This window comes from Seonamhaeicola sp. ABD4_175 (genome assembly GCF_056160885.1).
The window spans coordinates 301,102-326,666 of sequence record NZ_JBSWYC010000003.1; the positions used below are offsets into that span (position 1 = coordinate 301,102).

The window sequence follows — 25,565 nt, forward strand, 5'->3', positions numbered from 1 at the left end:
GTTTTATCTAATTAGTACAACAACACCTTTGCTAGTAATGGTTTTCCCGTAAAACGTATCACCTGAAAAGGTGTAGTAATAATTGCCATTTTCAGCTTCGGCATCGTTTATTTTGCCGTCCCAACCACGTATGCTTTCGCCTTCTTCAGAATAAATCATATTGCCCCAAGTATTGTAAATTTCAAATTTCATGTTTGAAAGCGCAATTTGTGAAGGCAAAAAGAAATCGTTTAAAGCATCTTTATTGGGTGTAAAAGCATTTGGTACAATTAAACTGTAGCCTTTTTTTATGTGAATGGTAATACTTTTTGTATAAACGCAATTAAAAGGATACGTTACTGTTTGTGTTATGGTGTAAATGCCTTCGGTTTTGTAGGTGTGTATAGAATTTTCATTGCTAGAAAAATTGCCGTCTCCAAAATCCCATGAAACTCCAACAAAACTTCCTGTAGAGGTATTTGTAAATGTTATGGGAGATTCTATAGAATAAAAACCAAAGGTGTTAAAAGCTTCAGCGTTTATTGTGAAATCGGCATCACCCAACACAGGAATGTCAACATTGTATGAATATGAAATGGTGCAACCCGCAGCATCTGTAACATCAATAATTACAAGGCCGTTTTGTGTAGTTTGCATTGTGTTATTATTGCTACCACTTACCGTACCGCTAGACCATGATATTTGATACGGAGGAACACCTCCAGAGGGTTGTGCTATAAATTGCTGATTAATTTCTTTGGTTTCGCAATTATGGGTGGTTTCAGTAACAACCTCAACTGTTAGAGGTTCAAACCTGTTTATGGTAAAGGTTTCAGAAACGTTACAATTATTAGCATCTGTAACTGTAAGGGTGTAATTTCCAGGCGGTAAGTTAGTTATATCTTCGGTAGTTGCGCCGTGAGACCAACTATAGGTTAATGGTAAAGTACCACCTGTAACAATTGCGTTTATTGCTCCAGAGTTGGCATTATCACAATCTAAGGCATCTGTTTTAGTACCCGAAATGGAAAGCTCATCAGGTTCTATAATGGTAAATGTTTCGTTTATGGTACAGGGTTTACCATCAGTAATAGTTACGCTATAGGTTCCTGGCCCTAAGTTGTTACGCTCAACACCTGCGCTAGGGTCATCATCCCAAACTAAATAAACAGGTGCTATGCCGCCTTCAAAATTTAAAACAATGCGTCCGTCGTTTTCACCAAAACAAGAGATATGTTCCACTTGTGGTGTTATTCTAAAAAGAGGGGCTTCATCAATAATAATAGTAGCTTGCTTTTGGCAATTAGTAGCATCGGTTACCGTAATAACATAAGTGCCAGCAGATAAGTTTGTTTGCGAATTACCAGTGCCTAAATTGCTCCAAGCAACAGTATAAGGTGCATTGCCACCAGTTATAGAGTTAATGGTAATTGAAGCATCATTATCGCCATAGCAGGCAATTTCGGTGGCAGTATAATCAATGATAATTTCATCAGATTGATTGATTACAACGTCTAGGGTAGTGGTACAATTAGAAGCATCGGTTACAGTAACTGTATAAGTGCCAGCAGATAGGTTTGATATGTTTTGGTTTGTGCTTGTAAAACTATTTGGCCCTGTCCATGTGTACGTATAATTAAAAACACCAGGACTTGTTTCAATTTGTCGTCCGCCAGTAGCATCAATATAAATTTCACCTGTAGCATCACCAAAACAAATAACATCTGCTTTATTATTTAAGGATGCAATAAGTTTTGCAGGTTCAACCACAGTAAAATTTTGTATAATAGAGGGGCAGTTATTAGCATCTGTAACAGTAATTTCGTAATTGCCTGGTGAAAGATTTGTTAAATCTTCATCGGTGCTGTAGGCCATACCATTTCTAGTCCAGTTATAGGTATAAGGTTGTGTGCCGCCGCTTACATCAATTGCAATTTCACCATTATTAGCTTGAAAACAACTAATGGTATCAGGATCAAAATCAATATTACTAAACACCAGTTCATCAGGCTCGGTAATAATAAATGTTTCTGAAAAAGGGCAACCACCATCATCTAAAATAGACACGGTGTAGTTACCGGGTGCTAAGTTTGATATGTCTTCATTATTGCTTGTAAATCCGTTAGGACCTGTCCAAGTAATTTGATACGGATTTCCTGTTGAAAATGGCACACCTCCAGTAATAGTGATGTTTAATGCGCCCGCATTAGCACTAAAACAATTACTATTTATTTGTGATGAAGTAATACTTATTGATGGATTTACAGTTATTTCTGCCTCAAAACTTGCACCCACACAATTACCTAAGGTTGGCGTTATGGTATACGTAACTGTAGCGGGGTTGGGTGTTGTGTTAGTTAAGGTTTGACTTATAGAAGATTGCGGTGTGTTTTCTTCGGAAGCACCAGTAATAGATCCTGAAGGATTAATAACAGGGTTGCTCCATGTATAAGTTGTTCCGTTGGGAGCTATGTCACTCATCGTAGGTGTTATTGTAAAACTGTTACCGCTACAAATAATAGCTGTTTTATTACTGATATTGGGGGTTTCATTAACCGTTTGTTCTGAAGGCACCGATGCAATTTCTGTACATCCACCCGTAGCAAAAGTTAATACTACATAGTAATACACAGTGCCAATAGTTGTTGAACTAGGTGTGAAGTTAGAGCTCGTTTCACCACTAATTTGTGTACCCGAAGTATTGTTGTTTATGGTATTAGAATACCACTGATAACTAGGTATGCCAACACCATTTGTATAGTTAACAGATAAGGTGTTAAAACTGTCACCAAAGCAAATGGTTTCAGAAATTGGCTGATTGGTAATGGTAGCAGCTTGATTGATAATAACTTCAGATGTGTTGCTAGTAACAGCACAATCAATACCGGCTTGAGTTACTTCAACATAATAATAAACGGTTCCAACAGCAGAATTTGGTGGTGTAAAAGTGGCGTTTGTAGCATCTGTTATAGCTGTACCTCCAATATTTGTATTGGAACTATTGGTGTACCATTGGTAGTTGTAGCTATTCCCTAAACCACCTGAAACACTAACGCTTAAATTTGTAACTGCAGTGCCTTCACAAATAGTTTGGGTTGGTAAGGGTTGGTTGTCTATAACGGGGTCTGTAACCACTATAACTTCAGAAACATTGCTGGTTACAGGATTACAACCACTACCAGTTGCGGTAATAATGACGTAAAAATAGTAATTACCAGCTGTATTGAATGTTGGCAGATTATAGCTAGAACTTGTAGCACCTGCTATAGCTGTTCCACCAGTATTGCTATTTGTGGTGTTAGAATACCATTGATAACTTAAAGTGCCTGTGCCGCCTGTATGCGTAACCGATAAGCTGGATGATAGAGCACCTCCAACACACAAGCTTTCTGTTGGGGTTGGTTGGGTGGTTATTTGTAGGCCTTCAACAACTTCAACGCGTGCTGTATTTGAAGTAATTTCATCACAACCAGCACCCGATGTGAATGATGCAATTACATAATAATATGTAAAGCCTATTGTATTGTTTGGTGGTGTAAAGCTATCACTGGTTTCACCGGTAATAGCAGTACCTGTAGTAGTGTTATTTGTAGTGTTTTCATACCATTGATAGGTTGGTGTACCCGGACCGTTAACTGATACTGATAGGGGTGTAGAGCTACCGTTTAAGCAAATGGTTTCATCTTGTGGCTGATTGGTAAATGCTGGAGCAGGATCTACAGTAATAACTAGGTTTACAGGTGCACCATCACAACTTCCATTAAATGGTGTTATGGTGTAAACCACGTTTTCTGAAGTGGTATTGGTGTTTGTAATTGTTTGTACCGGAATAGCATTGGTAGTGCCACTAGTTGTGTATCCTGTAACCCCTGTTGGAGCTGTGGCAGACCATGTATAAGTAGTGCCAGCAATATTAGATGTTAAATTAACCTCGGTGGTTTGTGTGCCAGAGCAAATGGTTTGTGCTAAATTGGTATTGGTAAGCGTTGGCACTTCATTAATAGTGAAATCTTCGGTAGTAGTTGTAGTGCCACAACTAGAGCTTACACTCAAGCTAATTTGATAGTTTCCTGGGCTGCTATAGCTTATAGTTCCGGGGTTTTCGGTAGTTGCAGTAGCTGGTGTTCCGTCGGGGAAACTCCAATTGTAACTAATGGTTTCTGTAGCGGGCGCACAGGTATTTATAATTGCTGAAGGGTTTAATGTGGCAGTTCCGCAGAAATCATTTATGGCATTAATAGTAACGGTTGGTGGCTGTTTAACTTCTATGGTTTGTGATGTAGTATTGCTTCCGCAGCTATTGGTTGTGGTTAAAGTAAGCGTGTATGTACCATCTGTTGTGAACTCTAAGGTTGGTGATTGTGAATTTTCGTCTGTGCCATTAGTAAATTGCCATTGGGCAATACCTGTATTACAAAATCCTGAAGTATAACTCACTTCCCAAAGGTATTGCTCACCGCCACAACTATTGGTTAAATTGGTATTATTTGTTGTTTGAACAGTTAAAGGCGCACAACCATTGTTTGTATCTAAAGTAAAGGCAGGTACTATTTCAGGTTCTATGCAAATAGTGTTTGTTATGGTATTTGTTGTGCCGCAAAAGTTTTGAGCATATAATGATACGGTGTAAGTACCCGGTGTAGTGTACGTATGCAAAGGGTCTCTTAAATTTGATGTATTACCATCACCAAAATCCCAAAAATACCCTGCAGTAGTATCACAGTTTTGGTTATAGCCTGTTTGTGATGTATTAGTAAACTGTACAGCCGTATTAACACAGCCTGTTGCCGGATTTTCAAAAGCCACATCAGGTTTTTTTAATATAATTATGGGGCCTGCTGTTAAATTAGTAGCTCCACATGAGGTTGTTATGTACAAAAACACCGTATAACTAAAGTTTGGGCAGTTAGATTCTGTATATTCATGAGGAATAGGGAAATCTTGAGAATTCACTGGGTCTCCGCTATTGTAATATGTTGAGCTTTCTAGTTGTTGTTGGGTGTAAGTTTCAATAGTACCATCACCAAAATCAACTTGGTAATTGGTATCTGGCGGATTTGTACCCCATGAACCAATGGCAAATTCAATAGGCGCAATGGGTGTACATAAATTAACTGTATTACCAGGGTTTACAATAGCGCCTGTAGGGTTACTTGAATTTTTTATTAAATAGGTTACGGTATTGTTACAATTTGTGCCATTACCTGTAATGCGCATATTGTAAGACCCTAGTTGTGTGTAGGTGTGCGTTAAAGGAAAACTTACGTTTGTTTCAGTGTTGCCATCACCCCAATCAATATCATAAGATGTTATACAACTTCCGGTTGATCTGTTTCCTACATTTACAGTGTATGAAGGGTCTGATGTATTATTTCCACAATTATCAAATTGAGGTGTAAAATTAGCTTCGGCATCAATATCATAAAAATTTAAATTGGGTGTTTCAAGTACCGGAACAGCTTTGGTTACAGAAGCACTTTCGCCATTGGAGTCTGTTACTGTAAGTGTAACATTTACGTTTCTAGTACCGCAACCCACTACATTAAACCTATGTGAAGGGTTGTTACTAGTGCTAGTGCTGCCGTCATCACTAAAATTCCATAAATAGGTAAAAGGACCATCTCCAGAAACCGATGAAGTAAAATTAACTTGAGTACCAGAACAAGCCCCACTATTATTAAACGTAAAATCTATTACAGGTGGTGGTAAAGCATGTGATGAACTATTTAAAAACGATGACGCTAACAGGTTTTCGTTAGATTTTAGAGCAGATAATGATGCAATAATTACAACAGAAAACACTGCAAGAAGAAAGAATTTCTTAAGCATACGCAGGGTTAAGATTTTAGTTAATAGCTGATACTAAAATAGATATTCTTTTTTGGCCTGCTAAATTAAATTAGAGGTATAACCTTTTTATTCTATAAACTACCAACCTATTTAAAAAAAACAGAAGGCTTGTATAAATGTGATGCCATAATCATTATATTTAAACCTTATTTTACTTTATGAAAGCATTAGTAATTTCTGGCGGTGGTAGTAAAGGCGCTTTTGCGGGCGGTGTTGCTCAATATTTAATTGAAGAAGAAAAAAACGATTATGATATGTTTTTGGGTACTTCAACCGGAAGCTTGTTAGTGCCACATTTAGCAGCGGGTAGAATTGATAAATTATTTGATGTTTACACCAATGTAAATCAAGATAGCATTTTTAGTGTAAACCCTTTTGTTATAAGGAAAAAGGGCGATAGAAACTTTGTATCTATAGATTTTATAAATACCATTTGGCAGTTTATAAAAATGAAACGCACCTTTGGTGAAAGTAAAAACCTAAAAAAACTAATTAAGCGTAAATTTACTGAAGAAGAGTTTAACTTAATTAAACAAACCAAAGATGATGTGGTTATAACGGTATCTAACCTTACAAAAAACAGTGTTGAGTATAAATCTATTAACGATTATTCATACGAAGAATTTTGTGAATGGATTTGGATTTCATGTAATTACATACCATTTATGTCTTTAGTTAAAAAGAATGATTTTGAATATGCCGATGGCGGTTTAGGGTGCATTGTGCCTATACGCGAAGCTATTTTAAGGGGTGCAACACAGGTTGATGCCATTGTTTTAAAAGCAGAATCTATGCAAGGTAATAAAGTGTTGGGTAAAAATCCGTTTTCACTAATGATTAGTTTGTTTGGACATTTATTAGACAGAATGGAACGTAACGATGTTACCATAGGTAAATTAGCTGCTATAGCTAAAAATGTAGACCTTAATTTATATTACACACCATCAAACCTTACAGAAAACTCATTGATTTTTGATAAAAAACTAATGCGTATTTGGTGGCAGCAAGGTTTTGAGTATGCTAAAAATAAATGCGCAGAAGCTAAAAATAATGAACTTCGTTTAGAAGAAGATTAAGAGGTTACCAAAGGCTAGAAACTTCATCTTTAATAAACATAAGCGCCGTGTCACTAGGTGCTTTTCGCTCCATCATTTCAGTTAAAATAATCTCACGTAATTTACTTGCCGTATCTGTTTTTTCAGAAAGGTTTGCTTTTCTAATTAATTGAATAGTAGCGTTTTTAGCCGCTACAATAATACTCCAGCATTTATCTGTAACGTAAATTTGTTGTGATAAGTTATGTTCAAATTCCTGTTCAATACTCTGTATTAAAAGTGCTTCATACATGTTTTTATCGTCACTGTTTGGTGCAACTCTTAGCAGTAATTTAGAAGGCGTAATACGTTCTAAAAAAAGTGCCATACGCTCATAGGCTTGTAATCTAGAGGGTAGTGCGCTTACTTGTAAATCTTTTTTCAATAAAAAGCGCCTACGGCCATCTTCATTTTTAGTATGCGCTTTAAAAAATTTATAGGCAATTATACCAGTAATTAATGTTGGTATAGCAAAAAGAAATAAATCAAAAATTCTGGTTAATTCCATGATGTTTTAAGCGTTTTGTTTACCACCCAAATATAAACAATCTTTTAAATGTTGCATGCCAGAAAATGGCACTGGGTCTTTTTCGTACATGTACGTGCGGCTTAATTCTTTACTCAAGTTGTGATCATCAACATTTACTTCAATATCAGTCATTTTAAACTGGCAAGGGTGCTCATAACCGGCAGCATGTGTTATTTCAATTAATTCTTTTTTAAAGGTTTTAAAATACTGTGCTAAACGTTCAGATTTTAAAGGAATATTAATACCATTTTGTAGCCATTTATTTTGGGTAGCTATACCAGCAGGACAACGGTTTGTATGGCAAACTTGCGCTTGTATGCAGCCAATACTCATCATAGCTTCACGGGCTACATTAATACAATCTGCCCCCATAGCAAAGGCCATAGCAGCTTTGGCAGGAAAACCTAATTTTCCACTACCAATAAACACAATACGGTCTGTTAAGCCTTTATTTTTAAAAAGTTTGTATAAATCACTAAAACCATATACCCAAGGTAATGATACGTGGTCTGCAAAACTAGGAGGTGCAGCTCCTGTACCGCCTTCGCCACCGTCAACAGCAATAAAATCGGGGCCTTTTCCTGTTTTAAGCATAATGTCGGCTAATTCTTGCCATTGATTTAATTTACCAATAGCGGCTTTAATACCAACAGGTAAGCCGGTTGCTTCGGCAATGGCTTCAATAAAATCTACCATCTCTTTAACATTAGAAAACGCCGAATGATTTGGTGGTGATAATACGTCTTTACCAATTTCAACACCACGAATATCTGCAATTTGTTTGGTTATTTTTGCGCCTGGTAATACACCACCTTTTCCTGGTTTTGCACCCTGTGAAAGTTTAATTTCTATGGCTTTAATAAACGGATTATCTTTAACCAGTTGCTTCATTTTTTCCATAGAAAAATTACCATCATTATCACGCACACCAAAATAACCCGTACCAAAATGAAAAATAACATCGCCACCGTTTCTGTGGTAGGGCGATAGGCCACCTTCGCCTGTATTATGGTAAGCATTGGCAATTTTAACACCTTTGTTTAAAGACTCTACAGCTTTGGCAGATAATGAGCCAAAACTCATAGCAGAAACATTAATTATAGACGCTGGTCTGTAAGGTTTTTTGCGTTTGTTGTAAGCACCCATAACTTTGGCGCATGGTAAAAAACTTTTATCAATGCTATTAGGGTGGTTTTTATCAATTTTATAAGGCATCATAGCATTATTTATAAAAATATGCTGATGTTCAAAAATATCTCTATCTGTACCAAAACCTTCGTAGTTATTTTCGTTTTTAGCCGAGGCGTAAATCCAACCACGTTCAATACGGTTAAATGGTAATTCTTCGCGGTTATTGGCCACAAAATATTGGCGCATTTCGGGGCCTATACTTTCTAGCCAATAGCGTAAATGCCCAACAATAGGGTAGTTGTGGCTTATAGTGTGTTTTTTTTGTATAAAAATATCACGAATTGCCACTAAGGCTAAAACAATAAAAATCCATAACCACCAAGGTATATTTGAGAGGGTATTAAAAACAGTATCCATGTAAATTAAATTGATAAGTATTTTGTAAAGTTAAAGATATTTAAAATTTAAAACTTATAATGTTAACACAACCTTAAGTATTGCTTTTATGAAATGCTGAGGTTTTAATAATATTGTTTATAATTATTAATAAATAGCTATAATTAAAACCGAAACAATAGTTATTTTCACATGATTAAAAATGATGATGATTTGGAAAAGTATTTAAGCCAACTAAATGACGCACAATTAGAGCCTACCATACAAGTTGATGGGCCTATGATTGTTATTGCAGGAGCAGGTTCTGGTAAAACCAGAGTGCTTACGTATAGAATTGCATATATGATGAGTAAAGGTATTGATGCCTTTAATATTTTAGCCTTAACATTTACCAATAAAGCAGCGCGCGAAATGAAAGAGCGTATTGCTAGTATTGTGGGAACTACCGAAGCCAAAAATTTATGGATGGGTACATTTCACTCGGTATTTGCTAGAATTTTACGTAGTGAGGCCGATAAGTTAGGCTACCCAAGTAATTTTACTATTTATGATACGCAAGATTCAGATAGGTTAATACGCGATATAATTAAAGAATTACAGCTAGATAAAGATATTTATAAATACAAACAAATACGCTCTAGAATTTCATCATACAAAAACAGTTTAATTACGGTACGTGCTTATTTTCAAAACCCGGAACTTATTGAAGCCGATACCATGGCGCGCAGACCCCGCATGGGCGATATTTACAAAACCTATGTAGAGCGCTGTTTTAAAGCTGGTGCTATGGATTTTGATGATTTATTGCTTAAAACCAACGAACTTTTAACGCGTTTCCCAGAGGTGTTAGCTAAATACCAAAACCGTTTTAAATATATTTTGGTAGATGAGTACCAAGATACCAACCATTCACAATATTTAATAGTTAGAGCCTTATCAGATAAGTTTCAAAATATATGTGTTGTGGGTGATGATGCGCAAAGTATTTATGCCTTCCGTGGCGCAAACATTAATAATATTTTAAATTTTCAAAAAGATTATGATGATGTAAAAGTGTTTAGGTTAGAACAAAATTACCGCTCTACCAAAAACATTGTAAATGCCGCTAATTCTGTTATTGATAAAAACCAAACCAAACTAGATAAAGTAGTTTGGACAGCCAATGACGAGGGTGGTAAAATTGTAGTACACCGCTCTTTAACCGATGCCGATGAAGGGCGTTACGTGGCTAGTACTATTTTTGATACTAAAATGAATAATCAATTACCTAATAGTGATTTTGCTATTTTGTATAGAACCAATGCCCAATCGCGCTCCATTGAAGATGCGTTACGCAAACGCGAAATTCCTTATAGAATTTACGGTGGCTTGTCGTTCTATCAGCGTAAAGAAATTAAAGATGTACTATCATACTTAAGGCTTGTTATAAACCCTAAAGACGAAGAGGCTTTAAAGCGTGTTATAAACTTTCCACCACGCGGTATTGGGCAAACTACTATTGATAAATTAATGGTGGCAGCCAATGGGTACAACCGCTCTATCTTTGAGGTTATGAAGAACATTGATAAAACCAATGTTAAAGTAAATTCAGGCACCAAAAATAAGCTGCTAGATTTTGTAACCCTAATAGAAAGTTACCAAGTATTAAACCAAACTGCCGATGTTTTTGAGTTAGCTGAACATGTTACCAAAAGCAGCGGTTTAATAAAAGAATTTAATAAAGATGGTACGCCCGAAGGTGTTACCAGAATGGAAAATATTGAAGAGCTTTTAAATGGTATGAAAGATTTTGTGGAAGGCCAAAAAGAAATTGCCGATGCCAGAGGATCTTTAGCAGAGTTTTTAGAAGATGTTGCCTTAGCTACCGATATGGATAATGATAAAGATGATGGCAATAAAGTAGCACTTATGACCATTCACTTAGCCAAAGGTTTAGAGTTTCCGTATGTGTATATTGTTGGTTTAGAGGAAGATTTGTTTCCAAGTGCAATGAGCATGAATACCCGTAGCGAGTTAGAAGAAGAGCGCCGTTTGTTTTATGTAGCTTTAACCAGAGCCGAAAAGCAAGCCTATTTAACCTATGCCTTATCACGTTACCGTTGGGGAAAATTAGTAGATTCTGAACCAAGTAGATTTATTCAAGAAATAGACGAGCAGTATTTAGATATACAAACACCTATAGAAGAACAGCGTATTAACCCTATGCTTAGTGCCGATATTTTTGGTGATGTTGATGCTAACGGACACAAAACAGAGTATAACAAAGTACGTTTTAAACCCGCAAAACAACCAACTTTAAAAAAGGGACAAACCAAACAAGCACCAGAAAAATACCAAGCACCTACGCCTAAAAATTTAAAACGCGTATCTAGCGCCACAAGTAATGCCGGAAGCACCAATTTATTTGATGGTAAATTAGTAGCAGGTAATATGGTTAAGCACGAGCGTTTTGGAACAGGCGAAGTTTTAAAAATTGAAGGCGTTGGAGCAGATACCAAAGCAGAAATTAAATTTACTGGTGTTGGTGTTAAAAAACTATTGCTAAGGTTTGCTAAGTTAGAAGTAGTAGGGTAGTATTTCTCACTGTATTAAATTTGAGTATACAAGGGTTAGGTAGTATGGGTAGGCCGCGTTTTTAAATGCTGTTATTTCACCATACAAACAGAATTTACATTACCAGAATCATCATATTCTTTAACGCTGTTATTGGGGTCTGTAATCCATTGCCCATCAACAATAAATTTGTAATGGTGTTTACCGCCAGAAAGCGGCACTACGTATTTCCAACCATAATCAGTTTTGCGCATTTCATATAAATACGTATTCCAGTTATTAAAAGAGCCTGAAAGTATCACTTTTTTAGCATTGGTATGGCCTCTAAGTTTAAAAGCGGTGTAGGCTTTTATATCTATAACCGAGTTGAATTCACCATACTCATTGGGTGTTTTATTAGGGTTGTGCGGGTCTTCTATCCAGTGGCCATCAACAATAAAGCGGTATTGATACACATCGGGTTTCATTTGTAATGTAAGTTCCCAACCGGTTGGTGTGGGTTTCATTTTAAATAAACTTTCATGCCATTTATTAAAAGAACCTGCTAAAATAACACGCTTCGCATTTTTATAACCATCTAATTTAAAATGTACGTTACCATTATCGTCTGGGTAGGCGGTGTACATTTTTAGGTTGTAAATACCTTTTAATTTTATATGGTGCTTGCGGGCTTTTGCTATATTTGGGTCTTGTTTTGTAGGTTCTGCCCAATAGTTGTTGTTTATTACAAACTTAAACTCGTAAGTAAAATTATCAGAAAAATCTAAAATACTTTTTTTAAGTTGATACACGTATTGGTCAACTTTTGCCATTTTCCAATGGTTTCTAGACCATAAATTGAAGTCGCCAGCAACCACCACATTTTCAATATCAAAATCTTGAAACTCTAAAATTTGTCCTGTATGTTCTTGTGTAAATTTTTGGTAATCTCGCACATCAAAAGTAAACACCACCGTATCACCTTCAATTTTATAGCCTTTAAAGGTGTTTTTTTGGGCAAACATGGCTAAAGAAAAGGTGGTAATATAAATAAATATAATATGTGTAACTACTAGTTTCAATGTTGGGGTAACGGAAAATCTATGAAATATAACATTTCTTTTTTGTAATTAATAATAGTACGTTTTTGGGCAAAAAAGGCGTACCCTAAAATACCGTCTAAATCTGTGCCAAAAGCAGCATTCATGTTATTTAAATTTGTTAAAATAGTAAGCATGGGGCCAAAATAAATGCGCTCACTTAGTTTTACACGGTGTAATTTGCCTGCCAATACTTCAATGCGCCTGTGTTTACTAGCTCCGGTTAATATAAGTCTTTTTTTAGGAATAAAATATTGTAAAGCCTTTTTGTTAATGCGTTTATTAATTTGGTTAAACTCGGCAGCACTATCTATACCAAGTTTTACAAAGTGGTTATTTATAAAACCATTAACAACAATACTGTGTTTTTTAAGAGTAAAGTTAAGGCTATCAGTAATCTTTTCTAGGTATACGTGTTTGTTTAAGGTATTACCTGCGTGGTCTGTTTTTGTAAGTGTTATTTGGTTTAAGTACATATCAATAAACACTTCATAATCTTTAAGTATGTTATAGCCAATAATGCCTAAAATTTGGGTTTTTTTGGTTTTTTCAATATGCGATAAATCAATAACATCCGATGTTTTATTTTCTAAAGTAAAGCCTTGTAGCGCTAATTTTTTAATTTGTTTTTGGTGTAAGTTTTCAATATTGTGTAATACGCCACTAGTGTTGCTTTGTTTTTTATTAAAAGCATATACGTTTTTAAAATGTACTTTGTTTAAAATTAGGCTTTCAGAACCAGTATCAATAATAAAATTGCCTTTTTTATTAAGCAGTTCAGCTTCAACCACCATTAAATGGTCTACTAGTTTAAACGGAATTCTGGTAGTATATTTGTTAACATTTTCGGCTTTTGAAAACCTTATAGGTGGCACTATACCAGTATTTGCAAGAGCGTTATTGCCTATTAAAATAAACGTAATAATGTATAAAAGCTTTTGCATATACTATAAAAGACGCCTGTACAATGTATATGTTACAAGAAATTGTTTTAAATTGTTATTAATTACAAAAAAAATGAGGTGTTATGGCAGTATTATTAAGAATATATGAAGAAAACCCCAATGCTAAAGACATTGAAAAAGCAGTAGCTGTTTTAAAACGCGGTGGTTTAATAATTTACCCAACCGATACCGTATATAGTTTAGGGTGCGATATTACTAATATTAAAGCCTTAGAACGTGTTGCACAAATAAAAGGCGTGAAATTAGAAAAGGCTAACTTTTCATTTGTGTGTCATGATTTAAGTAATTTAAGCGATTATGTTAAGCAAATAGATACGTCTGTTTTTAAAATACTAAAACGTGCGTTACCAGGGCCATATACCTTTGTGTTGCCAGGAGCAAAATCATTACCCAATCCGTTTAAAAAACGTAAAACCGTAGGTATACGTGTGCCCAATAATGCCATAACTTTAGAGCTGGTAAAGCAATTAGGTAACCCTATAATTTCAACCTCTATTTATGATGAAGATGAAGTTATTGAATATACCACAGACCCTGAACTTATTCACGAAAAATGGAATACTACAGTAGATTTGGTTATAGATGGTGGTTATGGTGATAACGTACCATCAACCATTATTGATGTATCAAAAGATACGCCCGAAGTAGTACGAGAAGGCAAAGGCGATTTATCAATTTTTTAACCTTTTCAACCAAACTTAATAAATAAAAATGCTGTTCTTAATTTGAAAATCAGCATTATGAATGGTTTCAATTAACATATAATTTCTTCTGAATATAAAACGTTTTTAAAACAACTATTTATCTTATAAAAAAGCACTAAAAATCAGTGTTGTATAAAAAATATTACGTATTTTTAATATGTCTTTTGAAGGTTGTTTATTGCTAGCTTCTAATATTCATAAGGCAACGTGCTCTCACAACAAAAAGCAACGTTTCATGTAATTAAGCGTGTGCTTTAATTTCTAATGTATAATTGTGGAATATGGAGCATTATTTAAAACAAGAACTTTATGATTTAATAAAAACGGATAGTAACATATTCAATTTTATTGAAAAAGGATCGCTTGATGGTATTTGGTATTGGGATTTAGAACATCCTGAAAATGAATGGATGAGCGAAAAATTTTGGACTGAGCTTGGGTACAATCCTGAAGACATGCCCCATAAAGCCTCTGCATGGCAAGAGATTATAAACCAAGACGATTTAGCTGTAGCCATAAATAATTTTAATAAACACTGTGCAGACTCGTCACACCCATATGATCAAATTGTGAGATACGCTCATAAAAATGGTTCTATAGTGTATATACGTTGCCGGGGCTTAGTAATTCGTGATGATAACGGAAAACCCCTAAGAATGTTAGGCGCTCATAACAACATCACATCGGCTATAAACTATAATTTAGAAAAACAAGTAAACCAAAAATTAGCAGACACCAATAAACTTCTTGCTAGTAAAAATAACGAGCTTGAGCAGTTCTCATACATTACCTCACATGATTTGCAAGAGCCTCTTAATTCCATAATTTCATTCTCAAATTTATTAGAAAACGAAAAAGCCAACATGGGCGAAGTTGGTATTAAGAGTATTGAAGTTATTAAAAGTTCGGCATACAGAATGAAAGATTTTATTGTGTCTTTGCTTGAATATTCCAGAATAGGAAAACAGAAAGAAAAAACAATAGTTGATATTGAAACCATTATTAATAACCTAAAAATAGACTTGCACGATTTAATTAAATGCAAACAAGCAAGTGTAAATTATGTAGGTAAGCCTTTAAAAATAAGTGCTTTTGAACATGATTTAATAAAAGTATTTCAAAATTTAGTAGTAAATGGTATAAAGTACACCAAAGAAAATAAGCAACCATTTATTGTTATAAATGTAGAAGAAGACACCAAAGTGTATAAATTCTCGGTAACCGATAATGGTATAGGCATTCCAGAAAACCAATTTGATAAAGTATTTGAAGTATTCCAAAGATTACATGCACGAGACAAATACTCGGGTACAGGCATAGGGCTATCGCACTGTAAAAAAGTTGTAGAATTACACGGTGGTGATATGTGGTTAACATCCCAAGTAGGAAAAGGCAGTACATTTTATTTTACAATAGCTAAAACATAACAAATGAAAACTTTAGAGCGTATTATGTTGGTTGATGATGACCCCAACACCAACTATTACAACAAAATTGTATTAGAACAAAAAAAACTATCAAACCACATTGTTATTTTTGAAAGCGCACAAGAAGCTTTAGAATATTTAAAACACGGCAATGATAAAGTAGATTTAATTTTGTTAGACATTAATATGCCCATAATGAATGGGTGGCAGTTTTTAGAGCATTATGAGGCTTTAGATGCCAACAGAAAAGCAACCATAGTTGTTGTTATGCTAACATCATCAGTTAATGGTGATGATAAAGACAAAGCCGAAAAGTTAGGTACGGTTAAAAAGTTTATTAATAAACCTTTAGTGCCAGAAACCATTGATGAAATACGAAGCCTTTTTGAATAATTACGCGTAGCACTTTAAGAACTTTTTATAGGCTAAAAACCCCTGAAAAAACATTGTTTTACCATATCCAAATACGTTCTATTTGTGATTTATTTCTAACTTTAGCGCTTAAGCAAAAAATAAACTTTACACAAACTTTTGGTAGTAATATTATATAAATGAATAATTCTGCTTCATATTTTATTAACTATTTAGAAAAATCAATTACCCTTTCAAAACAAGAAGAAGCAATTGTTTTATCTAAAGTCAGTACGAGAAAGTATTTAAAAGGTCAATACATATTACAACAAGGAGATTCGTGCAATTTTATAAATTTTATTATTTCAGGAACAACTAAAACTTTCCATATTGATGACGATGGAAATGAGCACATATTTAGATTTGCTATAGAAAACTGGTGGGCTGCAGATTTGCCTAGTTTTATGAATAAAGAGGTTTCAAATACTAACATTCAATGTTTAAAGGACACTATGGTTATTCAAATTTCTCGTGAAAATTTAGAAAAACTATACCTAGAGATTTCTGAGTTAGAACATTTTTTTCGTGTTCTTTTTCAAAATGTTTCAATAACTTTAGAAAAACGTATAATTACTAATTTGAGCTTTTCTGCTAAAGAAAAATATCTATTATTCACAGAGGAATATCCAGAATTTGAACAAAGAATTCCACAATATATGGTTGCCTCATATTTGGGTGTTTCTAAGCAATATTTAAGTGAAATACGTAATCAATTAACTAAATAATTAAATGTTCAGCTATATGAACATTATTTCTTCAGATATCTGAATTCACAATAATCTTTATGTTCTAATCTTTGTGTCATAAATAAAAACACAAAGAATTATGAATACAAATTCTAAAATCAAATTTGAAGTTCCTATACGGGAACAAATGTCTAAAACCAATGCACCTGTTTACGATGCTATTGTAAAATCTGTAGGCTTTATGCCCAACTTGTTTGCAACTCTTGGCTTGTCTGATAATGGCTTGAATAGATATATTTCATTCCAAAATGCCAATTCATCTTTAACCAATAAGGAAAAAGAAGTTATCAATCTTATTGTAAGCGAAGTAAATGATTGTAACTATTGTAGAGCAGCTCATACTGCAATTGGGAAAATGAATGGTTTTACAGATTCTGAAGCTATAGAAATTAGAAGCGGACAAGCTTCTTTTGATAGAAAGCTAAACGCTCTGATAAAATTAAGTCAGGACATTGTAAATACTCGTGGAAAAATAAACCAAAAATATTTGGAGCTATTTTTTAATGAAGGCTATAATCAAGGTCACTTAATTGATGTTATCCTACAAATAGGTGAAAAAACAATCACAAATTATCTTCACAATATCACTCAAATTAAAATCGACTTCCCTGAAGTCCCAAAAATTTAAAAAAAATGAAAGCAAATAAAACAACATCGATTTTTGACTTTACAAAATCATCTAGCGCTACAAAAACCATACTTTGGTCTGGTTTAGTAGCTGGAATATTAGATGCAATAGCAGGCGTAATTGTCTATTATATATTCTTTGGTTTAAATCCGTTGCAAGTATTACAATTTATAGCATCAGGAATACACGGTCCAGAAGCAATCAATAGTGGTTTTCTAATGATATTAGCAGGTACTATTTATCATTTTATAATAGCATACGTATGTGCTATTGTCTATTTTTTCTTATTTCCTAAACTTTCATTTTTAAGAAAAAACGTAGCATTAATGGGGTTGCTATTTGGCTTAGCTATTTGGCTAGTGATGAATTTGATTGTATTACCTCAATCAAATATACCTAAAAGTCCTTTTGATATAAATTTAGCAATTGTTGGAATAATTTGGCATATGGTTTTAGTTGGGCTTCCAATTGCCATTATTACTTCAAAAAATTATACTAAAAAAGAAAATTAAATTTACAAATTAGGTAAAGAGAATATATAGACTTCATTCAAAAAATAATAAAAATTATGGAACGAATTAAATTTAATCAAATTCCCAAAGAAATGGTAGAGACATTAATGGGAATAGAAAAATATCTTAAAGAATCAACATTAGATTTTCAACTTTTAGAGTTAATGCGTTTAAGGGTGGCACAAATTAACAAGTGTACTTACTGCATTGATATGCATTATAAAGAGTTAAGGCATAAAGGGGAGACGGAATTACGTTTGTCAACTATTAGTGTTTGGAATCATACCTCTTTCTTTACTGAAAAAGAAAGAGTAGTCCTTAAATTTACAGAAGCCTTAACAGAGTTAAGTGAAAAAGATATATCGGATGATATTTTCAATGCTTTAACCAAATATTTTAACACAGAAGAAATTTGTAACTTAACGTTTGCTGTGTCTCAAATAAATACTTGGACAAGGTTAGTTAGAACATTTAAGTTTCCAGCAGGAAATTATCAAGTACAAAAATAATACTGTTAGTAAAAAAATGTTTAGCTTTTAACTGCTATTTTTAGTGTTTTTATTAAAAGTTTTATTTTTATGTTAAAGGCAAAAAAATGCCTTGTAAAGCCCAGTAAAATAAGGGGCTAAGAACGGTACTGATGAATAAATTGATTCGTCAGTACCGTTTTGCGCATTCATGCGTACGAATAAAATGATTCGTACGCATGAATTTTTACACTCGTTTGGATGGTGCTTTTTTTTAGGCTTTTTTTATGGTTTTACTTACAGAGAAAAGCTAAAATATTTATACATTTAAAAATTAAATTATACACCAATCATAAATGCCAAAAACAGACACCAGTTTCGAGAAGAAACTATTTAAAGCTGCCGATAAACTGCGTAAAAACATTGATGCTGCCGAATACAAGCACGTAGTATTGGGCTTGATTTTTTTAAAATACATTTCAGAATCTTTTACAGAATTGTACCACAAATTAGAAGCTGACGAGTGGTCTGACCCAGAAGATAGAGACGAATACATTGCCGAAAATACCTTTTTTGTTCCTAAACTAGCGCGTTGGAGTCATATTCACGCACAAGCTAAATTGCCTTCTATTGGACAAACCATTGATGAAGCAATGGAAGCAGTAGAAAAAGAAAACAAGGAACTTAAAAATGTATTGCCTCAAGTTTATGGAAAAGCCAATTTAGATAAGACTTCTTTGGGTGAACTGATTGACTTAATTTCTAACACCGAACTACAAGCCGAAAACGAAAACTCTAAAGACCTTTTTGGTCGTGTGTATGAGTATTTCTTGGGCGAATTTGCCAATGCCGAAGGTAAAAAAGGCGGACAATTCTACACACCAAAAGCCATAGTAAAATTAATGGTAGAAATGATAGAACCCTACAAAGGGCGTGTGTACGACCCTGCAAGTGGTTCTGGTGGAATGTTTGTAATGAGTGATAAGTTTCTAAAATCTAAAAAAGGAAACAATAAAGACATTACCGTTTACGGGCAAGAAAGCAACCAAACCACTTGGAAACTTTCTAAAATGAACCTTGCCATACGTAACATTAACAGCAAGTTTGTAGCTTGGAATACAGAAGGTACATTTTTGAAGAATGCTCATCCAGATTTAAAAGCCGATTTTATACTTGCCAACCCACCATTTAACCAAAAAGAATGGGGAGTTGATATTTTACAAGAAGATGCCCGTTGGAAATACGGCACACCACCCAACGGAAATGCCAATTATGGTTGGATGCAACATATGCTGTACCATTTAGCACCCAATGGTGTAATGGCAACGGTGTTGTCTAACGGTTCTTTAAGTTCTAATACTTCTGGCGAAGGTGACATCCGTAAAAATTTAGTAGATAATGATTTGGTAGAGTGTATTGTGGCATTACCAAAACAACTGTTTTACAACACAGGTATTCCAGCCTGTATTTGGTTTTTACGTAGAGAAAAAAGTAATACAAGTAAAGAAGTCTTATTTATTGATGCTTCTGAAATGGGCTTTATGAAATCTCGTGTGCATAGAGATTTTACAGAAGAGGATATTGCTAAAATACGAGACACTTATCTCAACTGGAGGTCGGAGGCCGACAGCCAATTATATAAAGACATAAAAGGTTTCTGCAAATCTGCAACCCTAAAAGCTATACAAAAACACAGTTACGTACTCACACCTGGGCGTTATGTGGGCATACCCGATGAAGAAGATGACGGCATCCCGTTTGAAGAAAAAATGCAGTCATTGACTGCTTTGTTAAAAGAACAAATGGATAAGGAGCAAGAGTTAAATAAAGAAATTGCTACACAACTGACTAAAATTGGGATGAATTTATGAGTAGTCTAAATGAAATTATTCCAAACGAATGGGAAGAAACTACTTTGGGAGAAGTTATAAAAATTATTGGTGGAGGAACACCCAAAACAACTGTTTCTGAATATTGGGATGGAGAAATACCTTGGCTTTCAGTAGTTGATTTTAACAACGATAACAGGTGGGTTTCTGATACAGAAAAATCAATCACAGAGTTAGGTCTAAAAAAAAGTTCTACAAAGCTATTAAATGTTGGAGATATTATTATTTCTGCAAGAGGTACAGTTGGAGCAATGGCTCAACTTAAAAAAGAAATGGCATTCAATCAATCTTGCTATGGCATAAGAGAAATTAAGAATGTTTCTGATAAAGATTTTTTATTCTATTTGACTAAACATAGTTTAAAGCAAATTAACAGAAACACTTATGGTGCTGTTTTCGATACGATTACTACAAAGACTTTTGGTGTAATTAACATTAACCTTCCACCATTACCAGAACAAAAAGCCATAGCCAACATCCTTACGGCTTTTGATGATAAAATAGAAAACCTACAAGCTCAAAACAAAACCCTAGAGCAAACCGCACAAACTATTTTTGCAGCATGGTTTGGTAAATACCAAGTGGGGGATGAATTGCCTGATGGGTGGGAAATATTTGGAATGAATGGATTAGTTGAAACAGTAAATGGATATTCTTATAAGGGAAAAGAGTTAGTACAAGAAAGTAATGAAGCACTAGTTACTTTAAAAAGCTTTGATAGAAATGGTGGATTTCAAACAAGAGGTTTTAAACCTTTCAAAGGAAAACCAAAGGAATCACAAGAAGTAGAGATTGGTGATTTAGTAGTTGCTCATACGGATTTGACACAAGATGCAGAAGTATTAGGGAATCCTGCCTTTATATTCGATAATGGTGGTTTTAACAAGATGTATATCACAATGGATTTAGTGAAAGTAAATTCAATACATAAGGACATTTCTTCCTCATTTCTTTATTATTTGATGAAAGATAGACGTTTTAAAGGTCATTGCGTTGGATATTCTAATGGAACAACAGTTTTGCATTTATCTAAAAAGGCAATCCCAGATTATGAAATTCCATTACCTTCTAATTTTGACTTGGTCAAACAGTTTTCAAGGATAGCTAATTCAACTACAGATAAAATATCACTAAATAAAGAAGAAATCCAAACCCTCAAACAAACCAGAGACACGGTATTACCAAAATTAATGAGTGGGCAATTGCGGGTAAACATATAACCTAAGGGTAGGCTTACGGATCTAGTATCGTAACGGCGAATTGCAATTCGCCCTAACAGATGAAGGATACACCCCAACGGATGAAGGATTCACCCTAACAGATGAAGGATTCGCCTCAACAGAAGAAGAATTCACTCAAACAATAAAAAAATGAACAAATACAATCCCAAAATACACAAACGAAAATCTATCCGATTAAAAGGATACGATTACGCACAGGCAGGATTGTATTTTATAACTATTTGCACACAAGATAGAAAGCATTTATTTGGAGAAATCATAAATGGAGAAGTTCAGCTTAATCCAATGGGAAAAATAGCACAGCAAGAATGGATACATACAGCAGAAATTAGAAAAAACTGCACATTAGGCGCTTATATTATTATGCCCAATCATATGCACGCTATTATTTCTATTGATTATGCCATAAAGCAATCCGAAAATAAGAGCGATTTCAAATCTCCATCTCAAACAATTGGAGCAATTATAAGAGGCTATAAAGGGGCTACAACAAAAAAGATTAAAGAAATTATCCGATCAAGTACGGGCGAATTGCAATTCGCCCCAACGAATAAGAGATTCGCCCCAACGAATAAAGGATTCGCCCCAACGAATAAAGGATTCGCCCCAACGGATAAGAGAATCGCCCCAACAGATAAAGGATTCGCCCCAACAGATATCGATTTATCCAAATCCATATGGCAACGCAATTATTACGAACATATCATAAGGAACGATAGGGCTTTTAATAACATAGAAAATTACATTATCAACAATCCCCTAAAATGGGAAAAAGATAAATTTTATAAAAATGGCTAAACTGAACGAAAACACCGTAGAACTCTCTTTGATTGATCAATTAGTCAATCAAGGTTACACGTATTTTAATGGTACTGATATTTCACCTATTGGTTCAAGTCCACAACGGGAGAGTTTTAGTTCGGTATTGTTAGAAAATCATTTTAAAGATTCACTAAAAAAATTAAACCCTACACTACCAGAATCTGCTCTTTTAGAAGCCTACCAAAAGGTGATCAATTTAGGTACAGAAGATATCATGGAAAACAACGAACGTTTCCATACCCTTCTTACCAATGGTGTAACTGTAGAGTACACTAAAGAAGGCCGAACCAAAGGGATTAATCTAAAATTGCTAGATGTTGAACATCCAGACAACAACAACTTTTGGGTAGTTAATCAATTGGTAGTTAAAGAAAACAACAACGAAAAACGTTTTGATGTTGTTATCTATATCAACGGTTTGCCTTTAGTGTTTATAGAGCTTAAAAGTGCCACAAGTGAAAAAGCTACCTTACGTAAAGCCTACGAGCAAATAAAAAATTACAAAAAAGCAGTACCAAGCATTTTTTATTACAATGCCATTTGTGTGATTTCAGACGGTATAGATGCTGGCACATCAAGTGTATCCGCACCATTTTCGCGTTACTTATCTTGGAAAGCACCAAAAGAAGTAGCTAATGAAGTAAGAACAGAATTGCAGATACTAACCGAATATATGCTCAACAAGAAAACATTGGTTGAGCTTATTCGATATTGCACCGTTTTTGAAAAAGAAGAAAAGAAAGACGAGAAAACAGGAATTATATCTCAAGTAAACATCAAAAAAGTTGGTGCATATCATCAGTATTATGCAGTACAAAAAGCAGTTGCTCAAACTTTAAGAGCTACTGGTACATTAGATGCCTGCACTGAGCGTAGTCGAAGTGGAGATAGAAAAGTTGGTGTAGTTTGGCATACACAAGGTTCTGGTAAGTCCTTATCAATGGTGTTTTATAGCGGGCAAATTATTACGCATTCGCAAATGGAAAACCCAACTATTGTCATACTAACAGACCGTAATGATTTAGACGACCAGTTGTTTGGTACGTTTGGTAATTGCGTGGGATTATTAAGGCAAACACCAGTACAAGCCGATAGTAGAGAGCATATAAAAGAATTATTAAAAGTTTCTGGTGGTGGCGTAATATTTACCACCATTCAAAAATTTGCACCAGCAGAAGGTAATGTATACGAAACCTTATCAGACCGAACGAATATTGTTGTAGTAGCAGATGAAGCACACCGTAGTCAATATGGTTTTTCAGGTCGTGTGGTAGAAACAGATGATGGTTCAGAAATAAGATACGGTAATGCCAAGTACTTACGTGATGCCTTACCGAACGCCTCTTATATTGGGTTTACAGGAACACCAATTGAAAAAGAAGATAAATCAACACCACAGGTTTTTGGAAATTATATTGATGTTTACGATATAAAACAAGCTGTAGATGATGGTGCAACCGTTCCTATCAGTTACGAATCTCGTTTAATAAAAATTAAATTAGATGAAAAAACAACCCAAAAATTAGATGATGAAATCAATAACATTTCAGACGCTACTGAGGAACAACTAGAAAAAGCGAAAAAGAAAACGGCAACTATAGATTCTGTAGTTGGGCATCCAGACCGTTTAAAAGATGTGGCGAAAGATATTGTTTTTCATTTTACAGAAAGAGATAAGGGACTAGATGGAAAAGCAATGATTGTTGGAATGACACGAAATATCTGTGTTCGATTGTACAATGAAATAATTGCTTTAAAACCAGAATGGCACAATGACGATTTAGACAAAGGAACCATTAAAGTCATTATGGCAAGTGCTACAGACGACCCAGAACATTTTCAACCGCACCACACCACTAAAAATCAAAGAAAGGATTTAGCCACAAGAATGAAAGACACCAATGATGAACTTAAATTGGTGATTGTTCGTGATATGTGGTTAACTGGATTTGATGCTCCTAGTATGCATACGTTGTATGTAGATAAAAAAATGCAAGGTGCAAATTTAATGCAAGCTATTGCACGAGTAAATAGAGTATATAAAGATAAACCTGGCGGTTTAGTTGTAGATTATATAGGGATTGGTCAAGACTTACGTAAAGCAATGGCTACCTATTTACAAAGTGGTGGCGAAGGTTCGCCTGTTGTAGATATAAAAGAAGCGATTGCAGGTATGAAAGAGAAGTTTGAAATCGTAGAACAAATGTTCAACGGTTTTGATTTTAAGCAATATTTTAAAGTTGATACAGCACAAAAATTACAAGTGTTATTGGGTGCTCAAAATTTCATTTTAGCAGACCAAAAATTAAAAGACCGATTTTTAAAAGAAGTGACTTTGTTATCAAAGTTATTTGCAATGTCAATTCCAAGTCCAGAAGCAGAAGTATTGAAAGACGGAGTGGCGTTTTTTCAAGCCGTAAAAGCACGATTAAATAAGTTTACAGGAAGTGGTGTAAAGTCGGATTATGAGGTAGAAACAGCTATTAAACAAATTGTTGATGATGCGTTGTCAAGTGATGGTGTGATTGATGTTTTTGAAGCAGCAGGAGTTGCCACACCATCTGTAAGTATTCTTTCAGATGAGTTTTTGTTGGAAGTAAAAAATATGCAACAAAAAAATATTGCTTTTGAATTGCTTAAAAAATTATTGAGTGATGAGGTAAGAATAAGAAAAACAAAGAATCTAGCACAAGGAAAGAAGTTTTCTGAAATGTTAGAATCGGTTGTAAAACGCTATCATAACAATCAAATAGATTCAGCTCAAGTACTAGCAGAACTATCTGAAATTGCAAAAGAAATGCGATTAGAAGATTCCAAATCAGAAGATTTAGGCTTAACACCAGAAGAATATGCATTTTACAGTGTCTTAAAACAAAACGAATCAACCAACTTTTTAGAAGATGATAAAATGAAGGAGTTGATTCACACCATTGTTGATGTTATTAGAAAAAATGCCACAGTCGATTGGAGTAAACGAGATGATGTAAGAGCAAAATTAAGATTAACCGTAAAGAAAATACTAATGCGCTATGGTTACCCACCAGATATAGCAAAAATGGAAGCAGACAAAGTGTTAGCCCAAGGTGAAGCTTTAGCTGAAATGTTTTCAAAATAAATAATTAAATAATAAAAAAGACAAGCC

Annotated in this window: 18 protein-coding genes; 13 read left to right on the top strand and 5 right to left on the bottom strand. The window is 34.5% G+C overall.

Features of this window, described 5'->3' with window-relative positions; translation table 11 throughout:
* Positions 1-3 precede the first annotated feature (3 nt).
* Positions 4-5,808: a PKD domain-containing protein gene (locus ACXAG4_RS11125; RefSeq protein WP_475296165.1), complete on the bottom strand. Its 5,805-nt coding sequence runs from the start codon at positions 5,806-5,808 to the stop codon at positions 4-6.
* A gap of 179 nt (positions 5,809-5,987) precedes the next feature.
* Here ACXAG4_RS11125 and ACXAG4_RS11130 point away from each other — a divergent pair, with 179 nt between their 5' ends.
* Positions 5,988-6,905, top strand: a complete 918-nt coding sequence (locus ACXAG4_RS11130) for a patatin-like phospholipase family protein (RefSeq protein WP_475296166.1) — start codon at positions 5,988-5,990, stop codon at positions 6,903-6,905.
* A 4-nt stretch (positions 6,906-6,909) separates the two neighbouring features.
* On the opposite strand, the gene ACXAG4_RS11135 is transcribed toward ACXAG4_RS11130, so the two are convergent.
* Positions 6,910-7,431: a DUF7935 family protein gene (locus tag ACXAG4_RS11135; protein ID WP_475296167.1), complete on the bottom strand. Its 522-nt coding sequence runs from the start codon at positions 7,429-7,431 to the stop codon at positions 6,910-6,912.
* A 6-nt stretch (positions 7,432-7,437) separates the two neighbouring features.
* Positions 7,438-9,000 carry an FMN-binding glutamate synthase family protein gene (locus ACXAG4_RS11140; RefSeq protein WP_475296168.1) on the bottom strand — a complete coding sequence of 521 codons (1,563 nt, stop codon included), beginning with the start codon at positions 8,998-9,000 and terminating at the stop codon, positions 7,438-7,440.
* A gap of 192 nt (positions 9,001-9,192) precedes the next feature.
* Here ACXAG4_RS11140 and ACXAG4_RS11145 point away from each other — a divergent pair, with 192 nt between their 5' ends.
* The gene (locus tag ACXAG4_RS11145; protein WP_475296440.1) at positions 9,193-11,553 is read left to right on the top strand and encodes an ATP-dependent helicase; all 2,361 of its coding nucleotides are present in this window, start codon (positions 9,193-9,195) and stop codon (positions 11,551-11,553) included.
* Between the two features lie 71 nt (positions 11,554-11,624).
* On the opposite strand, the gene ACXAG4_RS11150 is transcribed toward ACXAG4_RS11145, so the two are convergent.
* Both ACXAG4_RS11150 and ACXAG4_RS11155 read right to left on the bottom strand, forming a co-directional pair.
* The gene (locus ACXAG4_RS11150; RefSeq protein WP_475296169.1) at positions 11,625-12,593 is read right to left on the bottom strand and encodes a hypothetical protein; all 969 of its coding nucleotides are present in this window, start codon (positions 12,591-12,593) and stop codon (positions 11,625-11,627) included.
* Complete coding sequence (locus ACXAG4_RS11155) at positions 12,590-13,555, bottom strand: hypothetical protein (protein ID WP_475296170.1); 966 nt, start codon at positions 13,553-13,555, stop codon at positions 12,590-12,592. Before ACXAG4_RS11155 ends, ACXAG4_RS11150 begins: the two co-directional genes overlap by 4 nt.
* A gap of 83 nt (positions 13,556-13,638) precedes the next feature.
* Here ACXAG4_RS11155 and ACXAG4_RS11160 point away from each other — a divergent pair, with 83 nt between their 5' ends.
* The 11 genes from ACXAG4_RS11160 to ACXAG4_RS11210 all read left to right on the top strand — a co-directional run bounded on the left by ACXAG4_RS11160 (position 13,639) and on the right by ACXAG4_RS11210 (position 25,538).
* Entirely contained in the window at positions 13,639-14,259 is a 621-nt protein-coding gene (locus ACXAG4_RS11160; protein ID WP_475296171.1) for an L-threonylcarbamoyladenylate synthase, read from the top strand.
* A gap of 302 nt (positions 14,260-14,561) precedes the next feature.
* Positions 14,562-15,707: a sensor histidine kinase gene (locus ACXAG4_RS11165; RefSeq protein ID WP_475296172.1), complete on the top strand. Its 1,146-nt coding sequence runs from the start codon at positions 14,562-14,564 to the stop codon at positions 15,705-15,707.
* A gap of 3 nt (positions 15,708-15,710) precedes the next feature.
* Complete coding sequence (locus ACXAG4_RS11170) at positions 15,711-16,100, top strand: response regulator (RefSeq protein WP_475296173.1); 390 nt, start codon at positions 15,711-15,713, stop codon at positions 16,098-16,100.
* A 158-nt stretch (positions 16,101-16,258) separates the two neighbouring features.
* Positions 16,259-16,843, top strand: coding sequence for a Crp/Fnr family transcriptional regulator (locus tag ACXAG4_RS11175; protein ID WP_475296174.1), 585 nt, complete (start codon positions 16,259-16,261; stop codon positions 16,841-16,843).
* Between the two features lie 100 nt (positions 16,844-16,943).
* Positions 16,944-17,492, top strand: a complete 549-nt coding sequence (locus tag ACXAG4_RS11180) for a carboxymuconolactone decarboxylase family protein (RefSeq protein WP_475296175.1) — start codon at positions 16,944-16,946, stop codon at positions 17,490-17,492.
* Between the two features lie 5 nt (positions 17,493-17,497).
* Positions 17,498-18,004, top strand: a complete 507-nt coding sequence (locus ACXAG4_RS11185; protein WP_475296176.1) for a DUF1440 domain-containing protein — start codon at positions 17,498-17,500, stop codon at positions 18,002-18,004.
* 56 nt (positions 18,005-18,060) lie between these two features.
* The gene (locus ACXAG4_RS11190; RefSeq protein ID WP_475296177.1) at positions 18,061-18,513 is read left to right on the top strand and encodes a carboxymuconolactone decarboxylase family protein; all 453 of its coding nucleotides are present in this window, start codon (positions 18,061-18,063) and stop codon (positions 18,511-18,513) included.
* Between the two features lie 314 nt (positions 18,514-18,827).
* Positions 18,828-20,342 (top strand): class I SAM-dependent DNA methyltransferase, encoded by a 1,515-nt coding sequence (locus tag ACXAG4_RS11195; protein ID WP_475296178.1) that lies wholly within the window; start codon positions 18,828-18,830, stop codon positions 20,340-20,342.
* A complete protein-coding gene (locus tag ACXAG4_RS11200; RefSeq protein ID WP_475296179.1) occupies positions 20,339-21,580 on the top strand; it encodes a restriction endonuclease subunit S in 1,242 nt (413 codons plus the stop codon). Before ACXAG4_RS11195 ends, ACXAG4_RS11200 begins: the two co-directional genes overlap by 4 nt.
* Positions 21,581-21,730: 150 nt before the next feature.
* Positions 21,731-22,399, top strand: coding sequence for a transposase (locus ACXAG4_RS11205; RefSeq protein ID WP_475296180.1), 669 nt, complete (start codon positions 21,731-21,733; stop codon positions 22,397-22,399).
* Positions 22,392-25,538: a type I restriction endonuclease subunit R gene (locus tag ACXAG4_RS11210; protein WP_475296181.1), complete on the top strand. Its 3,147-nt coding sequence runs from the start codon at positions 22,392-22,394 to the stop codon at positions 25,536-25,538. Before ACXAG4_RS11205 ends, ACXAG4_RS11210 begins: the two co-directional genes overlap by 8 nt.
* Positions 25,539-25,565: the final 27 nt, after the last annotated feature.

Bases quoted from the DNA above. Each gene is read 5' to 3' on its own strand.
- ACXAG4_RS11125 (WP_475296165.1), bottom strand. From the start codon at position 5,808: ATGCTTAAGAAATTCTTTCTTCTTGCAGTGTTTTCTGTTGTAATTATT.
- ACXAG4_RS11130 (WP_475296166.1), top strand. From the start codon at position 5,988: ATGAAAGCATTAGTAATTTCTGGCGGTGGTAGTAAAGGCGCTTTTGCG.
- ACXAG4_RS11135 (WP_475296167.1), bottom strand. From the start codon at position 7,431: ATGGAATTAACCAGAATTTTTGATTTATTTCTTTTTGCTATACCAACA.
- ACXAG4_RS11140 (WP_475296168.1), bottom strand. From the start codon at position 9,000: ATGGATACTGTTTTTAATACCCTCTCAAATATACCTTGGTGGTTATGG.
- ACXAG4_RS11155 (WP_475296170.1), bottom strand. From the start codon at position 13,555: ATGCAAAAGCTTTTATACATTATTACGTTTATTTTAATAGGCAATAAC.
- ACXAG4_RS11160 (WP_475296171.1), top strand. From the start codon at position 13,639: ATGGCAGTATTATTAAGAATATATGAAGAAAACCCCAATGCTAAAGAC.
- ACXAG4_RS11165 (WP_475296172.1), top strand. From the start codon at position 14,562: ATGGAGCATTATTTAAAACAAGAACTTTATGATTTAATAAAAACGGAT.
- ACXAG4_RS11170 (WP_475296173.1), top strand. From the start codon at position 15,711: ATGAAAACTTTAGAGCGTATTATGTTGGTTGATGATGACCCCAACACC.
- ACXAG4_RS11175 (WP_475296174.1), top strand. From the start codon at position 16,259: ATGAATAATTCTGCTTCATATTTTATTAACTATTTAGAAAAATCAATT.
- ACXAG4_RS11180 (WP_475296175.1), top strand. From the start codon at position 16,944: ATGAATACAAATTCTAAAATCAAATTTGAAGTTCCTATACGGGAACAA.
- ACXAG4_RS11185 (WP_475296176.1), top strand. From the start codon at position 17,498: ATGAAAGCAAATAAAACAACATCGATTTTTGACTTTACAAAATCATCT.
- ACXAG4_RS11190 (WP_475296177.1), top strand. From the start codon at position 18,061: ATGGAACGAATTAAATTTAATCAAATTCCCAAAGAAATGGTAGAGACA.
- ACXAG4_RS11195 (WP_475296178.1), top strand. From the start codon at position 18,828: ATGCCAAAAACAGACACCAGTTTCGAGAAGAAACTATTTAAAGCTGCC.
- ACXAG4_RS11200 (WP_475296179.1), top strand. From the start codon at position 20,339: ATGAGTAGTCTAAATGAAATTATTCCAAACGAATGGGAAGAAACTACT.
- ACXAG4_RS11205 (WP_475296180.1), top strand. From the start codon at position 21,731: ATGAACAAATACAATCCCAAAATACACAAACGAAAATCTATCCGATTA.
- ACXAG4_RS11210 (WP_475296181.1), top strand. From the start codon at position 22,392: ATGGCTAAACTGAACGAAAACACCGTAGAACTCTCTTTGATTGATCAA.